Origin of the sequence: Vibrio sp. SCSIO 43140 (assembly GCF_023716585.1) — a bacterium.
Classification (GTDB): domain Bacteria; phylum Pseudomonadota; class Gammaproteobacteria; order Enterobacterales; family Vibrionaceae; genus Vibrio; species Vibrio maritimus_B.
Window position 1 is genome coordinate 1,365,622 of record NZ_CP071851.1, and the last position, 16,024, is coordinate 1,381,645.

Genomic DNA, 16,024 nt, shown 5'->3' on the forward strand with positions numbered 1-16,024 from the left:
TGTACGCTATTTCGCTGTAAGTTCTAGTTCGTTTTGACTTAAATATCTATGATTGCAAAAGTAGAACGCGCTAATCCAGTGAAGCACCAAGCTTGAATCTTGAGGTTTGTTAATCTGCTCTAACGCATCAAAGTAATGATTTTCTGTGATTAAAGAGCGTCGTTTTTCAATAAGAAGTCGAGTAAATTCAGCGCTAAACTCCGGGTGCCCTTGGACCGTCAAAATATGATTGTCCTTTGCAAGCATGAAATTGGGACAAAAGTCATTGGTCGCCAATACTTTCATACCGCTGGGTACAATAACCACTTGGTCTTGATGGCTTACTAACATTCTTAAAGAGTCGACGGATAGATTCATCCATTTCTTTTGAGAAGTAATGTTCACTTCGTAGCTGCCAAGCCCCCAACCTTTGGTCGATTTTTCAACCTTGCCACCCAGAGCACGAGCAATTAACTGATGACCGAAACATATCCCCACCAACGGCTTATGGCGAGCTTCACAGCTTACTATCCAGTCACACAGTGCCAGAATCCAAGGATCGTCATCGTAAGCGTTCATCACACTGCCCGTGATGATAAACCCATGGCATGAATCCAAGTCTGGCAACTCACCTTTTGTCGCGTCAAAATTAGCAAACTCGAAGGTGTTATCTACCGCTCCAAGATTTGCAGAAATCATATCTGCATATTGACCACTTTCATGACTTAGTGGTGGGTCTACATGTCCACACGTTAATATCCCTATTCTCATTGCTCACCTATATCACTGTTAGCACACAAATTTTTCCTTCCATTTGAGTATAGAAGCCACTCCGCCGATTGCCATTGCGAGTAATGCTTTTCACTTTCAGTGACGGTTCTCTAATACTAAAGCTAGTGTTAAACTTAGCGCCAACATGTCATGTATTAAAAAGGTAAGACAATGAACCCAATTATTGCCCTATTGAAAGAGAACAATATTGGCGACGCTCAGATCAACGAGATTTTCGAGACACTCACTCAAAACCCACTCGCAGCGATGGCAACCATCAGCCAACTTGGTCTGCCTCAAGACAAACTGCAGCTTCTTATGGGTCAAGTTATGCAAAACCCTAACCTAATCAAAGAAGCGGTTGAAGAGCTAGGACTGGACTTCTCTAAAGTTGAAGCAGCGAAAGAACAGCTGAACAAGTAGTCTTTGTGCGTCAAGGTTTTGTAGCTTATAAACGCCTTGACGCCTACCTTAAATCACAACGATCTCTAGCCTCTTTTCTGCCATCTTCAGCCTTCAAACAAAGTAGAATCACCATGTACCAACTAAGCGTTAATCTTGAAGACTTCCTCGCCAAGTATTGGCAAAAACAACCCACTATTATCAAGGGTGGATTTGTTGCCTTTTCCGATCCTATTTCTCCAGAAGAGCTCGCAGGGCTTTCAATGGAAGAAGAAATCGACTCTCGATTTGTGTCGAATGCCAACGACCAATGGCAAGCGGAGCATGGCCCATTCTCTGAAGACAAATTTGCAGGCCTTGGCGCGAGTCACTGGTCTCTGATTGTTCAAGCGGTTAACCATTGGCACGCAGGTGCCGCTGAACTCGTCGAACCATTCAAGACACTTCCTCAGTGGCTGTTTGATGATCTCATGATCAGCTATTCGGTCGAAGGGGGTGGCGTCGGCCCACACATTGATCAATACGACGTGTTCATTGTTCAAGGCTCTGGTAAACGCCATTGGCGAGTGGGCGCTAAAGACGTTGGTCAGTACAAAGAGACTAAGCGCCACGAAGCACTTCGCCAAATTGAATCGTTCGACGCCATCATTGATGATGTCCTCGAGCCAGGCGATATCCTATATATCCCACCCGGTTTCCCTCACGATGGTTACGCGCTGGAGCCATCAATGAGCTACTCAGTTGGCTTTCGCTCACCAAAGGAACAAGAGCTAATCAGTAACTTTGCAGACTACGTTCTCGCCCACGATTATGGTGATGTGCACATGCACAAACCAGAGCTTTCGACTCAAGAACACTTCGGTGAAATCACCTCTGGAGCTCGAGAGACTCTAACCCAGATGCTGACCTCAGCATTTGAAAATGAAACCACAGTTAAAGACTTTCTTGGCTGCATGTTAAGCCAGTCTCGTCACCAATTGAATATTATTGAACCAGACACTAAATGGACGTCGGGAGAAGTAGCTGAGCATCTTTCACAAGGTGGTGAACTGTATAAAGTAGCTGGCCTAAGAGCTTTAGTTCATGAAGACGAACCGACTATGGTGTACATCAATGGTGAAGTTTTCAAACTGGCCGAGTCACAGGTTTGGTTGGCACGTGCATTAACTAATGAAGACGTTCTTGTTGACGTTGAACCTAATACTCACGTTGTTCCTCTGCTTACCGAGTTACTCAACAAGGGGTACTGGTACGCAGAATAAGCAATGCTAAGTTCATTATAAAGTCCTAAAAAATGGCGCCGGTAACGGCGCCATTTTACTTAGTTATCTTCTATTCTTGCCAACGTAAACATTGCAAATAGCAAGGCAATGGTTGCCGATGCTGCCACAAATACAAATAAGCTCGACATGCCAGCCAGCTCACCAACCACGCCTCCCAAGGTCGTTCCCGCAGCATAACCACCAGCAATAGCAAACAGCAAAAAACCTTGAGTTGCAGCTGGTGTCATGGTCGTCACCTTAGCAACGATCGCGGGTTTCACCATGTCCACCATAGATAGGCATTGCATGAACAGTAGGTGCATAACGAGTGGCAAATAGAAGTAGTCAACGCCTCCGGTAAGCAGATTAGACAACGCTGCACCCACAACGATGTATCCCGTTAAACCCACTATCCAGACTTTCCCTGCGCCATATTTACCAAGGGCTCGACCTGCAATATCTAAGGTAAGCAAACTAATCACCGATGAAATTGACAATAGCAACGCAGTCGCCGATTTATCGATGTTAAACAGACTTTCAAACAGGTTTGGACCTTGTGCAACTTGGTTTGAGCTTGCCAACATGGCGACAAATACAGCAAGCAAGAAAGTCACAAACGTAAGGTTCCATCGCCCTTTCACTTCGCCAACTTCTTCTTGTGGAGCCTCTGACGTTATTCGCTGAGCCGACAGTTTACTGTCCACTGATACGATCAGAATTGACACAATAGATAAGCCGCATACCATACCAAAACTCAATGTTTCGCTAAAGCCTTCGGCTACCGCAAATATCGCGCCCATGACAATAGCACCAACAAAGATACTCTGATTCATTCGTGTGAGCTTAAGTGCCTGTTCCTCTTGGTCAAAGCCCGCTGCCACAATAAATGTTGGGTTCACCGTCATCAGCGTGATTGACCCTAATCCAACAAGAAATGTTGCTAAGTACATTGACCATGTTTGCGGTACATAGGCAAACAATGCCATAGCGATGGCATAGAGCACCAGCGCTCCTTTCTGCGCCGCACTGTGGAGTTTTAATCTATCAATCGTAGATCCTATTAGAGGTGCTACGAAACCACTCAAGCCCACGAACGATAACGCCGCACCGACGTGAACCATGGACCCACTGACTGAGAGGATATGACTTGGGATTAAAATGGGAAGAGCAACAAGTTGGATGGCCCCAAACATAAACGCGGCGGCATACCAAAAAGACAGACCATGTTTTTGCATTTTCTGACGTCCTAAATAGCTGAAAACTTGTCAAAGTATTTCGTATCGCGACGCATCGACCCAGTATCTAACGGGAGCGCAAGGTAACATACCCCTCCACTTTAACGAGATTTCTTAACTAGCATTAGCTTATCTAATTCAACTCATTAACAGAGTTATATCTAATTTTAGGACTATTTCACAGTTACATATTTGGTAATAATTAGTTTCATAAAAATAATCCTTCACTTGATTCGGATCAGTATTCTGGCACATGGAAATCCTCAGACTATGCACTCTGTTCCAGTCTCTAAGGACCCCCCAATGTCTGATCTAACAAAAGAACGTAAGGTGACAATAGGAAGCTATATTGCTCTGGCTTTCGCTATTGTCTTTTTCTCAGGATTACTACAATCAAACGAATGGTATGGTGTTTTTGACTTCACCACGCTAAACGGTGCGTTCGGTCAAGTTGCCCATAACGTAACGGAAACCGAAAACGGTGTTCAAGCGGCTACCACCTCTTTTCGTGGTGTGGGCGGCAGTGGTGCACGTGACGGCTTTATCTTCGCTTTAACGCTAATTCCAACCGTGATGTTCGCTCTCGGTATGATCAACGTACTTGAGCACTACGGTGCATTAGATGCTGCTCGTAAACTTCTATCTCCACTTCTACGTCCACTGATGGGTATTCCAGGTAACTCTGGTCTGGCTCTAATCGCTTCTTTGCAAAGCACCGACGCTGGTGCGGCGATGACACGTCAGCTTAAAGATGAAGGTCACCTGACTAAGCGCGAAACCGATGTCTTTACCATGTTCCAGTTCACTGCCGGTGCAGCGATCGTTAACTTCTTCTCATCGGGTGCCGTGCTATTTACGCTGACTATGATGGACGGTTCACTAGCTGTAACCTCTTCTATTGGTTTGGCAGTAGCAGTCATGTTCCTATTTAAATTTGTCGGCGCTAACTTGTTCCGTGTGTACCTAAACATCACAGAGGGCAAAGAAGACAAATCATCCAAGCAAGACGAAACTAAAGCACAGCAGGAGACCGCATAATGAGCGAAGTAAAAGCAAAAAAACCTATGGTCACTGATATCTTCGTAGAAGGTGCGAAAAAAGGTTGGGTTATCGCGACAACGTCTACTGTACCTAACGTACTGATGGCATTCGTTATCATTAAGGCGCTTCAAATTACTGGTGCACTGGATGCAATGGGCGCGATCTTCGCACCTATTATGGCCATCTTTGGCTTGCCAGGTGAAGCGGCGGCAGTATTGATTGGTGCTTGGATGTCGATGGGTGGTGCAGTTGGTGTGGTTATCACGCTATTTGACCAAGGTATCTTGAATGGCTCTCATATCGCGATCCTTGCCCCTGCTATCTACCTGATGGGCTCTCAGATCCAATACATGGGTCGTATCTTGGGTCCAATCGGTACAGAAGGTCGTTACATTCCTGTCATGATTGCTATCTCTGTATTGAATGCCTTTGGTGCTATGTTCTTAATGAACATTCTGGTGTAACCACTCACCGGTTATCAGAGAGAAAAATGCCCATCGTTTGATGGGCATTTTTTGTTTCTTTCTGTCAGAACTTAGACTTTAAAGTTCGATACCTGAGCATGAAGATCTCCAACATTGCTCGTCACCTGCTCGGTCACTTGGTTCGCTGAACGCGTCTGCTCTGCTACTGCGCTTAATGACTCGTTAATGTCGTTCACAAGACTCGAGATCGTCTGCGTGGCACTCGCTTGCTGCTCTGCTGTCGCTGCTAGGCTTTCCATCTGCTCATTCACTAAATCCACTTGTTCAGCGGAGGACTGAATGCGGCTGAGTGCCTGATGGGTCTGCCCCATAGCATCAGACGCTATGGCTGTCCCTTCGTTGATTTGCTGTTCGACTTTGTTGGTTGAAGTGCGAATCGCTTGCACGATGGCGTTGATCTCAGTTGTCGACTCTGTGGTTCGACTTGCCAGCATTCTCACTTCATCAGCAACGACCGCAAAACCTCGTCCTTGCTCACCCGCGCGCGCCGCTTCGATCGCCGCATTCAGCGCTAGCAAGTTAGTCTGCTCTGCCAACCCTTCAATCACTTCCGTCACTTTGCCGATGGCTTGGCTTTCATTACTTAGCTGCTCAACAAGCTGTTGCGCATTCTGAATCGCATCGACAAGTGACGTCATATTGCTGTGATTCTCAGTTAGCATACTTTCACCAGAAGCTAACTCTTGCTTAGCGTCCACCAGCGCAGATGAAGAAACCTGAACTTGGCTTGCAGTTTGCTCTGAACCCACCGCGACTTCTGATAGAGAGTGACCAATGTTGTCTAGGCTTGAAGATTGCTGTTCAACTTGCTCAAGACTTTGACGGCTGTTCTGGGTCAAATCCCCCATTCGCGCTTCCACCGCCTCTACGCTGTGTGAAACCTTACCGACCAACTGAGCTAACGACTGGTTCATTGAGTTGATTGATGTCATCAGGTCAGCAAGCTCGTCGTTACCTGCCACCTTGAGTGGTTCACTCGACACATCACCAGCTGCAATCAACTGCGCTCGTTTAGCGATAAGAGAGACTCGCCCACCTATCTGGCGTCCTAAGAAATGAGAAACCAAGAAGGCAACCGCAAGTACGATGGCGCAGCTTATCGCCAAGATCGCAATCAACGATGTTACGCTGCTTGAAATATGCGTTTCCGTCTCGCGAGCTTTTTGCTGTTGCGTAGACACGATGCTGTTGAGTTCAGTCTGCACCGCATCAATCGCAGGCAGTAGTGCACTCGCCATGAGATAGTTAGATTCGTTCCAGTTAGGGGACTGTCGAAGCTCTATCACTTGCGCTGCCAGCGGCATGTAAAGCGATTTCATTTCGTTGAATAGCGACCAAAGGCTCTGATCGCTACTGCTTAGCAGGTCTGTCTTATAGCCGATTTGCTCGACAACTTTTGCATGCGCTTTAATGAAATCGTTGTATTTTTCTAGATAATCCTGATTGCCGTACTGAAGATAATCACGCTGAGCAGCAAGTGCATTAGCAAGCGAGTTATACGCATCGGCATAAAGCTTAAATAAGTGCTTTCTTTCTCCACCTTCTGAGCGACCTGCTTCGTCGTTGATCAAGCCTTGTAGCTGGTCTAACGCCACCTCAGCAATCGGTGCCGCCTCATTGATAAATAATGCGTGTGCAGGCAAGTTTTCGTTGGTTTGAGCAATGTCGAGGATTTGGTTTGCCGACTCTGTAATCGAGCTCCAACTGTCGTTGATCGCTTGATAGCTTTGGTCTGATAGCAGCCCCTCAAGGCTCAGCAACTGAATGTCGACGCCATCCATATGCTGGAGGACACTTGCTTTAGATTGCTCGACTTGCTCTTCACTGCCAACAAGGAGCATGTGGCCTCGTAGTTCAGACACGGTAGTTTGTAGCGACTGACCTAACTGCCTACTCGCGTCAACGGTTGGCAAATCATACTGCAACAGTGAATGGGTTTGTGATTGCAGTCCATCAACACTGCGATACACAAACAGAGATGAGACGATAAAAAGTACACCAAGCGCCAGATAACTCGTCCGAAGCTTACCCGATATCGAGAGTTTCATCCTTAAACCTCTATAAAATACAACTGATTTGACACTATATCGGCAACTAACGAGAATTTTAAACAATTTGTTTATATTTTTGTTACTGAAGGTTTTGCAGTGCTTGATATTTGTACTTAAGATTGAAAACAGACCTTGTACAATGAGATGTTTTCATGGCTAAAGACTTATTCGCTAACCTCGACCTCAACCTCCTTCGCACCTTCATCATTTTGAATCAAGAACGCAATATGCGAAAAGCATCGGACCGTTTATTTGTCTCACAACCTGCCGTAAGTAAAGCCCTTCAGCGTTTACGAGATCATTTTGAAGATGAGTTATTTGTGAAGACGCACCATGGTTTGCGAGCGACAGAAAAAGCGAATCAGCTAGCAGAATCTATCTCACCACTGATGGATGAACTTGCCAGTGCAGTTAATCATTCCAGTGAGTTTGATCCGGCGGAATTAGATGTGACGCTCAAGTTAGCGATATCGCCTTTTATTCTCTCTGGTATTGCGAAAGACCTATTTAATGCAATCAGAGCAGAAGCGCCTAATGTTCAAGTTCAGTTACTCAACTGGAGTAAATCAACGATTCAAGACATAGTAAATGATGATATTCAGTTTGGTTTGAACTATACCATTGGGCATGCCCCAAAAGAGTTACTTCAGAAGAGGATCATCGAAGATACCTTTAAAGGCTACATTCGATTAGACCACCCATATAAGAAAGACTACTTAGAGATCGATGATGGTGTAGATTTTGAAATCGCGACATTGATTGCCGCCGACTGGAACTCTAATCAGTCTATATCTGAAAAAATGATAAAGATGCGTGGACATGAGCCGAACATCGTTTTTCGCTCAGAACTCCCTTCAGCTATTATCGATATCATCAAAAACTCAGACATTATGTTTCCAGGCTCGAGCTTCCTTAACCTTGACACCCACCCTGGTTTGAGGTCTTTAGATATTTACTTTGGGAAAGCCACCATAGACACAGATATTAATGCGATCTACCACTACAAGAATCGCAATAACGCCACCATTCTGTGGCTTCATTCTCTCATCAAAAAGATCTTGATCGGTGATAACCCAGGGTTATCAGACTAATAATCTCTATTTATTAATAACTTAAGGTTATTTGTACGATAAAACCAGTTCATTAGTGAACCCTGCTCATAATCTTTATAGTTCTCTCATCGGCTCGGAGCGCCACTTCGCAAGCAAGAAGCCTATTTTGTTCCAATACAATTTTGAGAGATACAAATGAAACTTAAATTAATCAGTGCAGTTATCGCAGCGTCATTTTTGGCAGGTTGTTCATCTAGTGGTTCAAATAACGATGGTGGCGATTCGGGTCCAGCTCCACAAGATGGTATCGCAAATGTAACTGTTCATGAAGGTGATGTTTTTAATGCAGCACTAGTTGAAGGTGATGAAGGTAACCACAATATCGTTGCTGTCGCCGGTGCGGAAGGAAACGGTTACATTGTACACAATGGTACGACTTACTTAGTAGACTCCGGCGACGTTACCACGGTTGACGGTCAGGATGTGGGCAGTATTCAAGCTCAAGATGGCGGTTTCATTTTCCACGGTGTTAATGGTGGTGAAATTAAGCTAATTAATGTTGATGGTCGTCTGGTCGTTTCAGATTACCAACCACCTCGCCCTGGTAACGATTTACCAGTTACCGACCCTGATTTCGGTGTAACTCCAACTGATGTTTGGTTTATCGACAGCGAAACTGGTGAGTTAAAGTTTAACGGGGAAACGCTTGGCACCATCACTCCAACTGATGATGTGATCGACGGAACCGGTACTTACGAAATTGTTATCGGTGATTCAAATGAAGCGAAGCTGGTACAAATCATCAATTACGGTGGTTATGTAGAAATTAAAGTGCCAGGAAAAGGTCGCCTTGCGGTTACTATCGATAACGGTGTAATTAGCCGCATTGGATGGGATGCACCAGAAATGGATCAACCTATCGAGATTGATCCAGGCTTCGGTAATGACCGAATCATAAAACAGATAGACCGATTTGAACGCCCTGACGGCACCGTTGTTGTCCGCGTATCTGGATTTAACGGTGGAGACGTTGAGTTTACAACTGATCAACATGGTAAGGTTATTAGTATCCATGCAAACGAGCAAGCAAAAGCGTTTTTCCGAGATAAACTTGAAGGACGCATTGGAAACCTTCCTAGCCAAAACATAGATCGCCAAGAACTCAAGTCAAAGCTTCAATCATTGACTCAAGAACAACGTCAACAAATAAAACAAGCAGTAAAAGACCGCGTTGGTCGCTCTTAATAGACAACGTCAGTAAATAAAACCAAAGGAGCCGGATTTATTCGGCTCCTTTTATTTTGAGCGAAAGAAATATGAATAAGTACATTGTTACCGCTGTTTCGTTATTGCCACTTTCTGCAATTGCCAACCATCACGAGCTTGCTTACTACGAACCTACCATGAGCTTTCAAACCGCTAAGGTTGGCGATACTTGGGTCGGAACACTTTCAGGTACCGTTCAAGCGACTGAGGAGATCAATCTAGGGTTTGAAGTTGATTCTACTGGATACCTAGAACTGGGAGCAGGTTATGGTCTGTTACTCGGAGAGACGTATGCTGAAGCATTTACTACTTATGGTCGCGCAGACCTAGTTGATATATATAACCTTGGTGTGTTCGCAGGAAGAATGCTTGCTTCCGACTTACTGCTCTTTGGTTCAACATCTTACGAATGGCGAAAAAGTGTATTTCAAAGTGATGACTTTCCTATCTTGAGTCCGAATTTTAATACCAATAAAGAATGGAAAGCCAGCCTAGGCGTAAGCTACACACCTGTAGACTGGCTGAACTACAGCTACTCACTTAATCACGATCGAATCATGTCAGACACTCATTTAGAGCCGAGTATCTTTCATGCAGACTTTACTCTGACGTTTAAACCAAAATACATCGAGCCCTACGTGAAGTATCGTTATGGCCAACACCGTGTTCGCCCTGGTGAACCGAGGACAACGGCAGGTACGTTTGAGTTTGGATTTAACCTCAACTTTCGATAGAGTCACTCGTGGTTATGGTCAAGCGCCAGAAGCGCTTGACCGTGATAATACCCTTCGACCTATTAGTAGAAGTAAATATTATCCAAATACACACTATCGCTCGAGGTACCAAATAACTGCATACCGAGCTGCTGCATGTTGGCGCGGTCATAATCAGGACCCGCCTGTAGCGCATCAAAGCCTAGCTCTACTGAAATCCAAGAGCCCGTTTCTACATTCTCAATGGTATAAAACAGAGGTTGAGAGCCGGACAATAATTGGAATACCGCTTTGGTGACTCCAGATGTAGCGTAGAAGTCGAAGCGCAGACCAGTTTTGTCTGAAGCATCGACTGGTGTCTCTATGCCATATTGGATTCCAGTCACACCTCCCTCTTCTCCATCTGGCGTAATGTCGAACTTAGCGGTCAGATTACCATCAATAGTGATTTCAGAATGTGTTGGCGGGTTCCACCATGGATCGGACCAATTGGTGATCCAATGATTACTCGTTAGGTCGTCGCTGTACAAAGAAATCACATCATCACTCGAGACATTAGGTACTGGCGCCGCTTCAGTCGGACCGGTCGCCAATCGTTGTAGCGCAAATACGGGCTGCGCGCCCTCTTCTACTAGAATGACTTGCTGAGCCACTGCAAAACCATCAGCGCTTACTTTGACCTTCTGCTTACCTTGTGAAAGTGAAAGGTCAGCAAAACCGGTGGCATCTGTTGTCACTTTATAAGCGGCATCATGTTCTCCGTCGACACCGACCGACACTTGCGCATTCGGGATTGGCGTTCCGAGATCGTCAGTAACCAGTACTTGTAGTTGATGAGTAATCGCCGTACCAGAGAAGTACAGGTTATCAACAAACACTGCTTTCCCTTCATCGCCCCAAAGCTGCAAGCCTATCATTTGCATTTGGGCGCTATTGAGCGCGACATCGCCATTTAAGGTCATTGACGCTAAAGGAATATCCAGTGACAACCATTGATCGGTCTCGGGAGCATCTATCATGTAGCTGCTGGAACCGTCTGTAGAAACGAGCTGAAGTAAGACTTGTCTCACGCCCGATTCAACGTAGAGATCGATGTGCCAGTTATCGTGTTGAGAAACATCAATGCTGCCGTATTCAATACCATACTCGATCCCTGCTACGCCGCCCTCGGTGCCTGCTCCAACAATCTCATAGCGCGCGTAGTTATCACCGTCAATACTGGCTGATGTATATAAAGGGGCATTCCACCAGTTGGCATTCCAAACAGAAATAAACTTGTCTTCCGTGAGCGTATCACTGAACAGCGCAAACGCATCTTCATCACCGACAGAAGGTACCGGCGCACTGACGCTTGGTTGGCTGTATTCCACTTGCTTGGTAATCAAAGCGATGTCGGTCAACTTAGCCATGCCATCAACGTCACTTGGCAGCACCAACCCTAACCAAACCAATTCTGCAGTGCTAGAAAATGGCACCTCAAATTGATACCAGCCATTATCTAATGCTTCACCAGAATCTGTCGCATACATGGTTTTGGATTCAGTGATATCTGAACCTTGAACGACAACTTCGATGTTTGCAAAACCCTCTGGTTTGATCTTGAAGCTGAGATGGGTATACGCCGAGGCATCAATGCTGTTTTCAGCTTCATTACCCCAAGCAATAGCCGCTCCTTTTCCCCAGTTGGTGCCACTCGTGACAACAAGTACCTCGCCGTAATCAGGGTCGTCATTCGCAGTGCTAATTCCAGAACCAGAGCCCCAATCATCTCCCCAATATTCAATAGCAAATGAACCTTCGTTGCTGGAGTCAAAAATAAAACCAACCTCTGGTAATTCCGGCGTTTCTGCAGTTTGAGTAAGTTCTACCGAAGTCGTTAAGTTCGCGCTCGACACATCGAAACTATGCTGTGCCGTTTGATAGCCACTCATCGTTAACGTCGCTGTGTAGTTTCCGTCTTCTAATTCAAAGTTCGCCTCACCTTGCGCGTTCGTCGTTGCCATCTTGCCACTGATGTCGACAACGACTCCCGATAGCGGGCTTTGAGTGTTAACGTCAAGTACCGTGATACGAACCTGATAATAAGCCTCTTGATTGTCTGTGTTGTTATTACCACCGTTTATTCCGTTGTCTGCAGCAATGGTTGCATCGTCCTCACCACAGCCAACTAAACTAGCGGCGAGAAGGGTAACTACCCAAGCTTTTCCTAGATTTTGCATCGCGTTATTTCCTTGTGTTTGGTTTCCGTTTTTTGATTGCAGCTATGGTCAGTAGTGCAAGGAGTGTCCATAGAGATTGCGCGCCGCCATTCGATGACGAATCAACGCCTGCACTTGGTAGTTCTGGAATGGTTTCATTGGGATCGGCGATGGGCGTATCTTCATCGCAATATTGACTATCGTTAGAGGGTGAACGTTGGCAATGCGCAATATAATCGACCTCCATCGTTGCTTGTTGAAGGCTTGGGTCAATATTGCCGCCAAGCATGCCGCCCATTGCGACATTGAGTAAGACGAACATAGGTTCTTTATAACGTGGGCACTGGCTCACATCGTGTCTTGTTACCAACTCATCATCGATGTAGAAGGCTATCTCGTTTTCACCCCACTCCATGGCATAGCGATGCCAATCAAGAACATCTTGTGCCCCATTGGGGTAGATGTAGCGATACTCGCTTCCGCAAGAATGTGCGGTATTGAAGAAATTGGTAATGTAACTTTCTGGTTCATTAGAAAACCACTCCCAAACATCTATCTCACTCGCTCCAGCATTGGGCCAACCTACATTGTCGTTGTCACCTTTGATTGGCTGCTCAGCAATACGATTTTCTAACATCCAGAAGGCGGGCCATGTCCCTCCCTCAAGATTGTGAAAGCGAATTCTAGCTTCCAAGCGACCGTACAAAAATTCCTGCTTGTCTTTGGTATTAATTCGACCTGAAGTCCAAGTCTTTGTTTGTCCGCCCAAGGTCATACACTGATTCGTGCCTTTACGAGCAATGATTTTCAATGTGCCATCCGAGACGTCGTAGTTACGCTGTTCGGATGAGTCATCATCTGTATAACACTGAACTTCATTGTTGTAGTTGGCTTGCGTTTGAGCAGTCCAATTATTCCAGTTGACGCTATTGCCCTCGAAGGTATCCATCCAGTGAACTTGCCAACCCGCCAAAACTGGCATAGTGAAAACGCCGATGATCAGTAGACCAAGACGTCTAAACCAAGTGGTCATTTGGTTTTACTCCGTATTTTTCAGATAGCTCAAAGGCCACTTGCGACATAGTGTCGAAGCAGTATTGGAGCTATTCGGGTTCAAGAGGTGGTGATGGCATGATTGCCATCACCGTGTGATTAGTGACGGTTATTCAAACCAAGAGATGTTTCGAACTTGAATATCCGCCTCTGTAAGCCCCTCTTTTGTTGTGCCATGCACAATAAATGGCTGGGTAACTTGACTCAGATTAGGGGAGTTAGAGAACTGGCTGATATCAACTTCAATGGTCTGCCAATCAGTCGTGAGTTGGTAATCACCCGTATTAAATCGAATTGTGTGGTTGGTAGACCATTGCCCACCAGTATCGGACTGGAAGCCAACGCCAAAGGCGAACTCGGCTAATGCCTTACCACCCTCGGTGAAGCCTCTAATATCAAACTTGAGTGTTTTAACCGCAGTAAAGTCTCGGCGGCTTTCATCACCGATATGTGTACCCCACCCCCAGTCTTTTGCACTCGTTGGAGAGGTTGCAACGATCAATACACCGTCTTCATCAACGCCAGCCCAAGCCGTGTCTTCCCATGCGAATGCGCCAGCACCGCTAAACAAGGCAGTGCCCAGCACCTTGAACTCTCCCTCAACCGGAGGCTGCTCTACTGGAGCATATGGTGGAGCGAGCACGTCATCCATTAACGTGGCATAAACCCCACCGTAGCTCGCCGTAAAGCCGTTACAGTCTCGAGTCAGCCCTAGGTTATTCAGCGTATCAACCTTATCCCATGCAACGTACTTGACGTTACAATCTATATCGATAAGACCGAAGTTTTTCTCAGAATGCCCTGGGTTATCACCACCTTTCCATGGCTCATCGAACGCTTGGAAAAAGAACAGTGATACACCCTCATTGTTGGCGAAATCCCGCATGTCGTCATGGAACATCTTCTGTTTGTATTCATCCGCAGCTTGAGTTCCCCCAGCGCCGTAACCGTCAGTTGAGGATGTCGACCACCCCGTTTCGCCTATGTGAATAGGTTTTGTTGGATCAACGCTATTGACGAAAGCCTGAGCAGCAGCATACTGCTCGAGAGAGCGAATGTAAGCCTTCTGCATTGAGATAGCGATTTGCTCTTCTTTACTAAGGGCTTGGTCTGCTTCGGAGACTTTCCAATCCTCTTTAAAGGTTGGGTCATAATGAGTATCGTGGTGCGCGTAGGTATGCAAAGACACATAATCCACCGCTTGGATAAGCGATTTAAGATCAGCTTGCTCACCATAGTTACCATTGTTGTCGATGCCAGCCCACACCGCCCAGTTATCGGATGTTGTGATCCACAGGTCATCAGTGTCGCTGCTCTCAAGCTTCCAACTCTGCAGGTCGTTGACATGATTAAGGATTATCGAAGGGTGTACCTTGTATGACGACGCCCAGTCAACCATTGCCTCATTACCAACAGCAATAACCTTGATGATATCTGGATATGCCAGTGCCAGTTCTTTCGCCTTCGCAATCTCTAACGCATTTTTCGGCGAGTCGGTGGATGAATCGATAGGAGAGCCAGTCCACGCATTATTGGCATCAATCCAGACACCGAGCATGACGTACATCTCAAACGTATTACCGTCAGCCGCTGCTTCGTCTTTCAGTTGTCGAATCGCCGCCAGTAGATTTTCTGTGTTGCTGTAACCGTCATTACCGATGAAGCCTTGGGTGTTGTACGTGCGGATAACTTTGATACCCATCGCATTTAGGATCTTCATGTCCTCAACATGTTCTTGAACTGTAGGTACCAAATCACCAGACTCTCGGGTATCGCTTCGCCACGCACCATAAGAAATTGCTTGATACTGTGGGTTACCCAAAAGCGGCTGACCGCTATCAGAAACTGGAAACGAATCAGGTGTTGGTTGAGCGGATAGACCTGCCCCTTCGAGGCGAAGGTTGTCCCAATAAAACACTTTATCACTACCAAGGTTGCCAAAATCGAAGAACAGACTCTTTTTGTTATAGTTAAAAGCCTCGTTAAGTTCGCCTAGGTTTAGTTCCTTGAAGTCAAAAGTAAGCTGCTCCCACTCATTGGCTTTACTTGTGGTCACTAAGACTTCTGCAAATTGAGAGGCATCAGCATCGTTTTCCACTTTAAAGAGAACAGGAATACCAGCCTCAGGAGAATATACCCAAGCCGTAACGACACTCCTTTCTTCTGAAAGATCCAAGCTTGATTGATCGGCCACAGTACTGCCCGCCCAGGTTTCCGCACCCGCAGGCTTTGTCGTCTTTAATACAGTGCCAGTGACATACATAGAACTAGGATCCGGGTTAATCGCGTTTAGCTCGGTCAAAGCATTGCCAAAATCAATTGGCAATGACGACTTAACATCGAGCTGATAGTCTGGAGTGACCGAGACATTAATATCTCCATTACCATTGTTCCCGTTATTTGTGCCACCTGAATCTCCACTTCCCGTCGTTGAATCATTTGAATCGGAACCACATGCAGACAGCATGACTGCCGCAGAAGCGAGAACAAGAGGTGTTAGACTTCTTTTCATCATT

Annotated in this window: 13 protein-coding genes; 7 read left to right on the forward strand and 6 right to left on the reverse strand. The window is 45.9% G+C overall.

Annotated features, from left to right (window positions below):
* Nucleotides 1-6: 6 nt before the first annotated feature.
* Complete coding sequence (locus J4N45_RS24615; RefSeq protein WP_252015139.1) at nucleotides 7-750, reverse strand: type 1 glutamine amidotransferase; 744 nt, start codon at nucleotides 748-750, stop codon at nucleotides 7-9.
* A gap of 171 nt (nucleotides 751-921) precedes the next feature.
* On the opposite strand from J4N45_RS24615, the gene J4N45_RS24620 reads away from it, so the two are divergent.
* A complete protein-coding gene (locus J4N45_RS24620; protein WP_042470114.1) occupies nucleotides 922-1,173 on the forward strand; it encodes a DUF2999 family protein in 252 nt (83 codons plus the stop codon).
* A gap of 113 nt (nucleotides 1,174-1,286) precedes the next feature.
* On the forward strand, nucleotides 1,287-2,414 hold the full coding sequence (locus tag J4N45_RS24625; RefSeq protein ID WP_252015141.1) for a cupin domain-containing protein: 1,128 nt from the start codon (nucleotides 1,287-1,289) through the stop codon (nucleotides 2,412-2,414).
* Between the two features lie 59 nt (nucleotides 2,415-2,473).
* Here the strand turns inward: J4N45_RS24625 and J4N45_RS24630 are convergent, their stop codons facing one another.
* Nucleotides 2,474-3,649 carry an MFS transporter gene (locus J4N45_RS24630; protein ID WP_252015143.1) on the reverse strand — a complete coding sequence of 392 codons (1,176 nt, stop codon included), beginning with the start codon at nucleotides 3,647-3,649 and terminating at the stop codon, nucleotides 2,474-2,476.
* A gap of 303 nt (nucleotides 3,650-3,952) precedes the next feature.
* Between J4N45_RS24630 and J4N45_RS24635 the strand changes: the two genes are divergently transcribed.
* Both J4N45_RS24635 and J4N45_RS24640 read left to right on the forward strand, forming a co-directional pair.
* Nucleotides 3,953-4,687: a nucleoside recognition domain-containing protein gene (locus J4N45_RS24635; RefSeq protein WP_252015145.1), complete on the forward strand. Its 735-nt coding sequence runs from the start codon at nucleotides 3,953-3,955 to the stop codon at nucleotides 4,685-4,687.
* A complete protein-coding gene (locus J4N45_RS24640; RefSeq protein ID WP_042470104.1) occupies nucleotides 4,687-5,154 on the forward strand; it encodes a YjiG family protein in 468 nt (155 codons plus the stop codon). The genes J4N45_RS24635 and J4N45_RS24640 overlap by 1 nt, the downstream gene beginning before the upstream one ends.
* Before the next feature lie 71 nt (nucleotides 5,155-5,225).
* Here J4N45_RS24640 and J4N45_RS24645 read toward each other — a convergent pair whose 3' ends face one another.
* Nucleotides 5,226-7,223 (reverse strand): HAMP domain-containing methyl-accepting chemotaxis protein, encoded by a 1,998-nt coding sequence (locus tag J4N45_RS24645; protein ID WP_252015147.1) that lies wholly within the window; start codon nucleotides 7,221-7,223, stop codon nucleotides 5,226-5,228.
* Nucleotides 7,224-7,378: 155 nt separating this feature from the next.
* On the opposite strand from J4N45_RS24645, the gene J4N45_RS24650 reads away from it, so the two are divergent.
* The 3 genes from J4N45_RS24650 (at nucleotide 7,379) to J4N45_RS24660 (ending at nucleotide 10,278) form a co-directional block, all read left to right on the forward strand.
* The gene (locus tag J4N45_RS24650; RefSeq protein ID WP_252015149.1) at nucleotides 7,379-8,317 is read left to right on the forward strand and encodes a LysR family transcriptional regulator; all 939 of its coding nucleotides are present in this window, start codon (nucleotides 7,379-7,381) and stop codon (nucleotides 8,315-8,317) included.
* A gap of 156 nt (nucleotides 8,318-8,473) precedes the next feature.
* Nucleotides 8,474-9,523 (forward strand): hypothetical protein, encoded by a 1,050-nt coding sequence (locus tag J4N45_RS24655; protein WP_252015151.1) that lies wholly within the window; start codon nucleotides 8,474-8,476, stop codon nucleotides 9,521-9,523.
* Between the two features lie 71 nt (nucleotides 9,524-9,594).
* Complete coding sequence (locus J4N45_RS24660; protein ID WP_252015153.1) at nucleotides 9,595-10,278, forward strand: hypothetical protein; 684 nt, start codon at nucleotides 9,595-9,597, stop codon at nucleotides 10,276-10,278.
* A 62-nt stretch (nucleotides 10,279-10,340) separates the two neighbouring features.
* Here the strand turns inward: J4N45_RS24660 and J4N45_RS24665 are convergent, their stop codons facing one another.
* The 3 genes from J4N45_RS24665 to J4N45_RS24675 all read right to left on the reverse strand — a co-directional run bounded on the left by J4N45_RS24665 (nucleotide 10,341) and on the right by J4N45_RS24675 (nucleotide 16,023).
* Nucleotides 10,341-12,476 carry a carboxypeptidase regulatory-like domain-containing protein gene (locus tag J4N45_RS24665; RefSeq protein ID WP_252015154.1) on the reverse strand — a complete coding sequence of 712 codons (2,136 nt, stop codon included), beginning with the start codon at nucleotides 12,474-12,476 and terminating at the stop codon, nucleotides 10,341-10,343.
* 4 nt (nucleotides 12,477-12,480) lie between these two features.
* Nucleotides 12,481-13,488 (reverse strand): glycoside hydrolase family 16 protein, encoded by a 1,008-nt coding sequence (locus J4N45_RS24670; RefSeq protein WP_252015156.1) that lies wholly within the window; start codon nucleotides 13,486-13,488, stop codon nucleotides 12,481-12,483.
* A gap of 129 nt (nucleotides 13,489-13,617) precedes the next feature.
* Entirely contained in the window at nucleotides 13,618-16,023 is a 2,406-nt protein-coding gene (locus J4N45_RS24675; RefSeq protein WP_252015158.1) for a glycoside hydrolase family 17 protein, read from the reverse strand.
* Nucleotide 16,024: the final 1 nt, after the last annotated feature.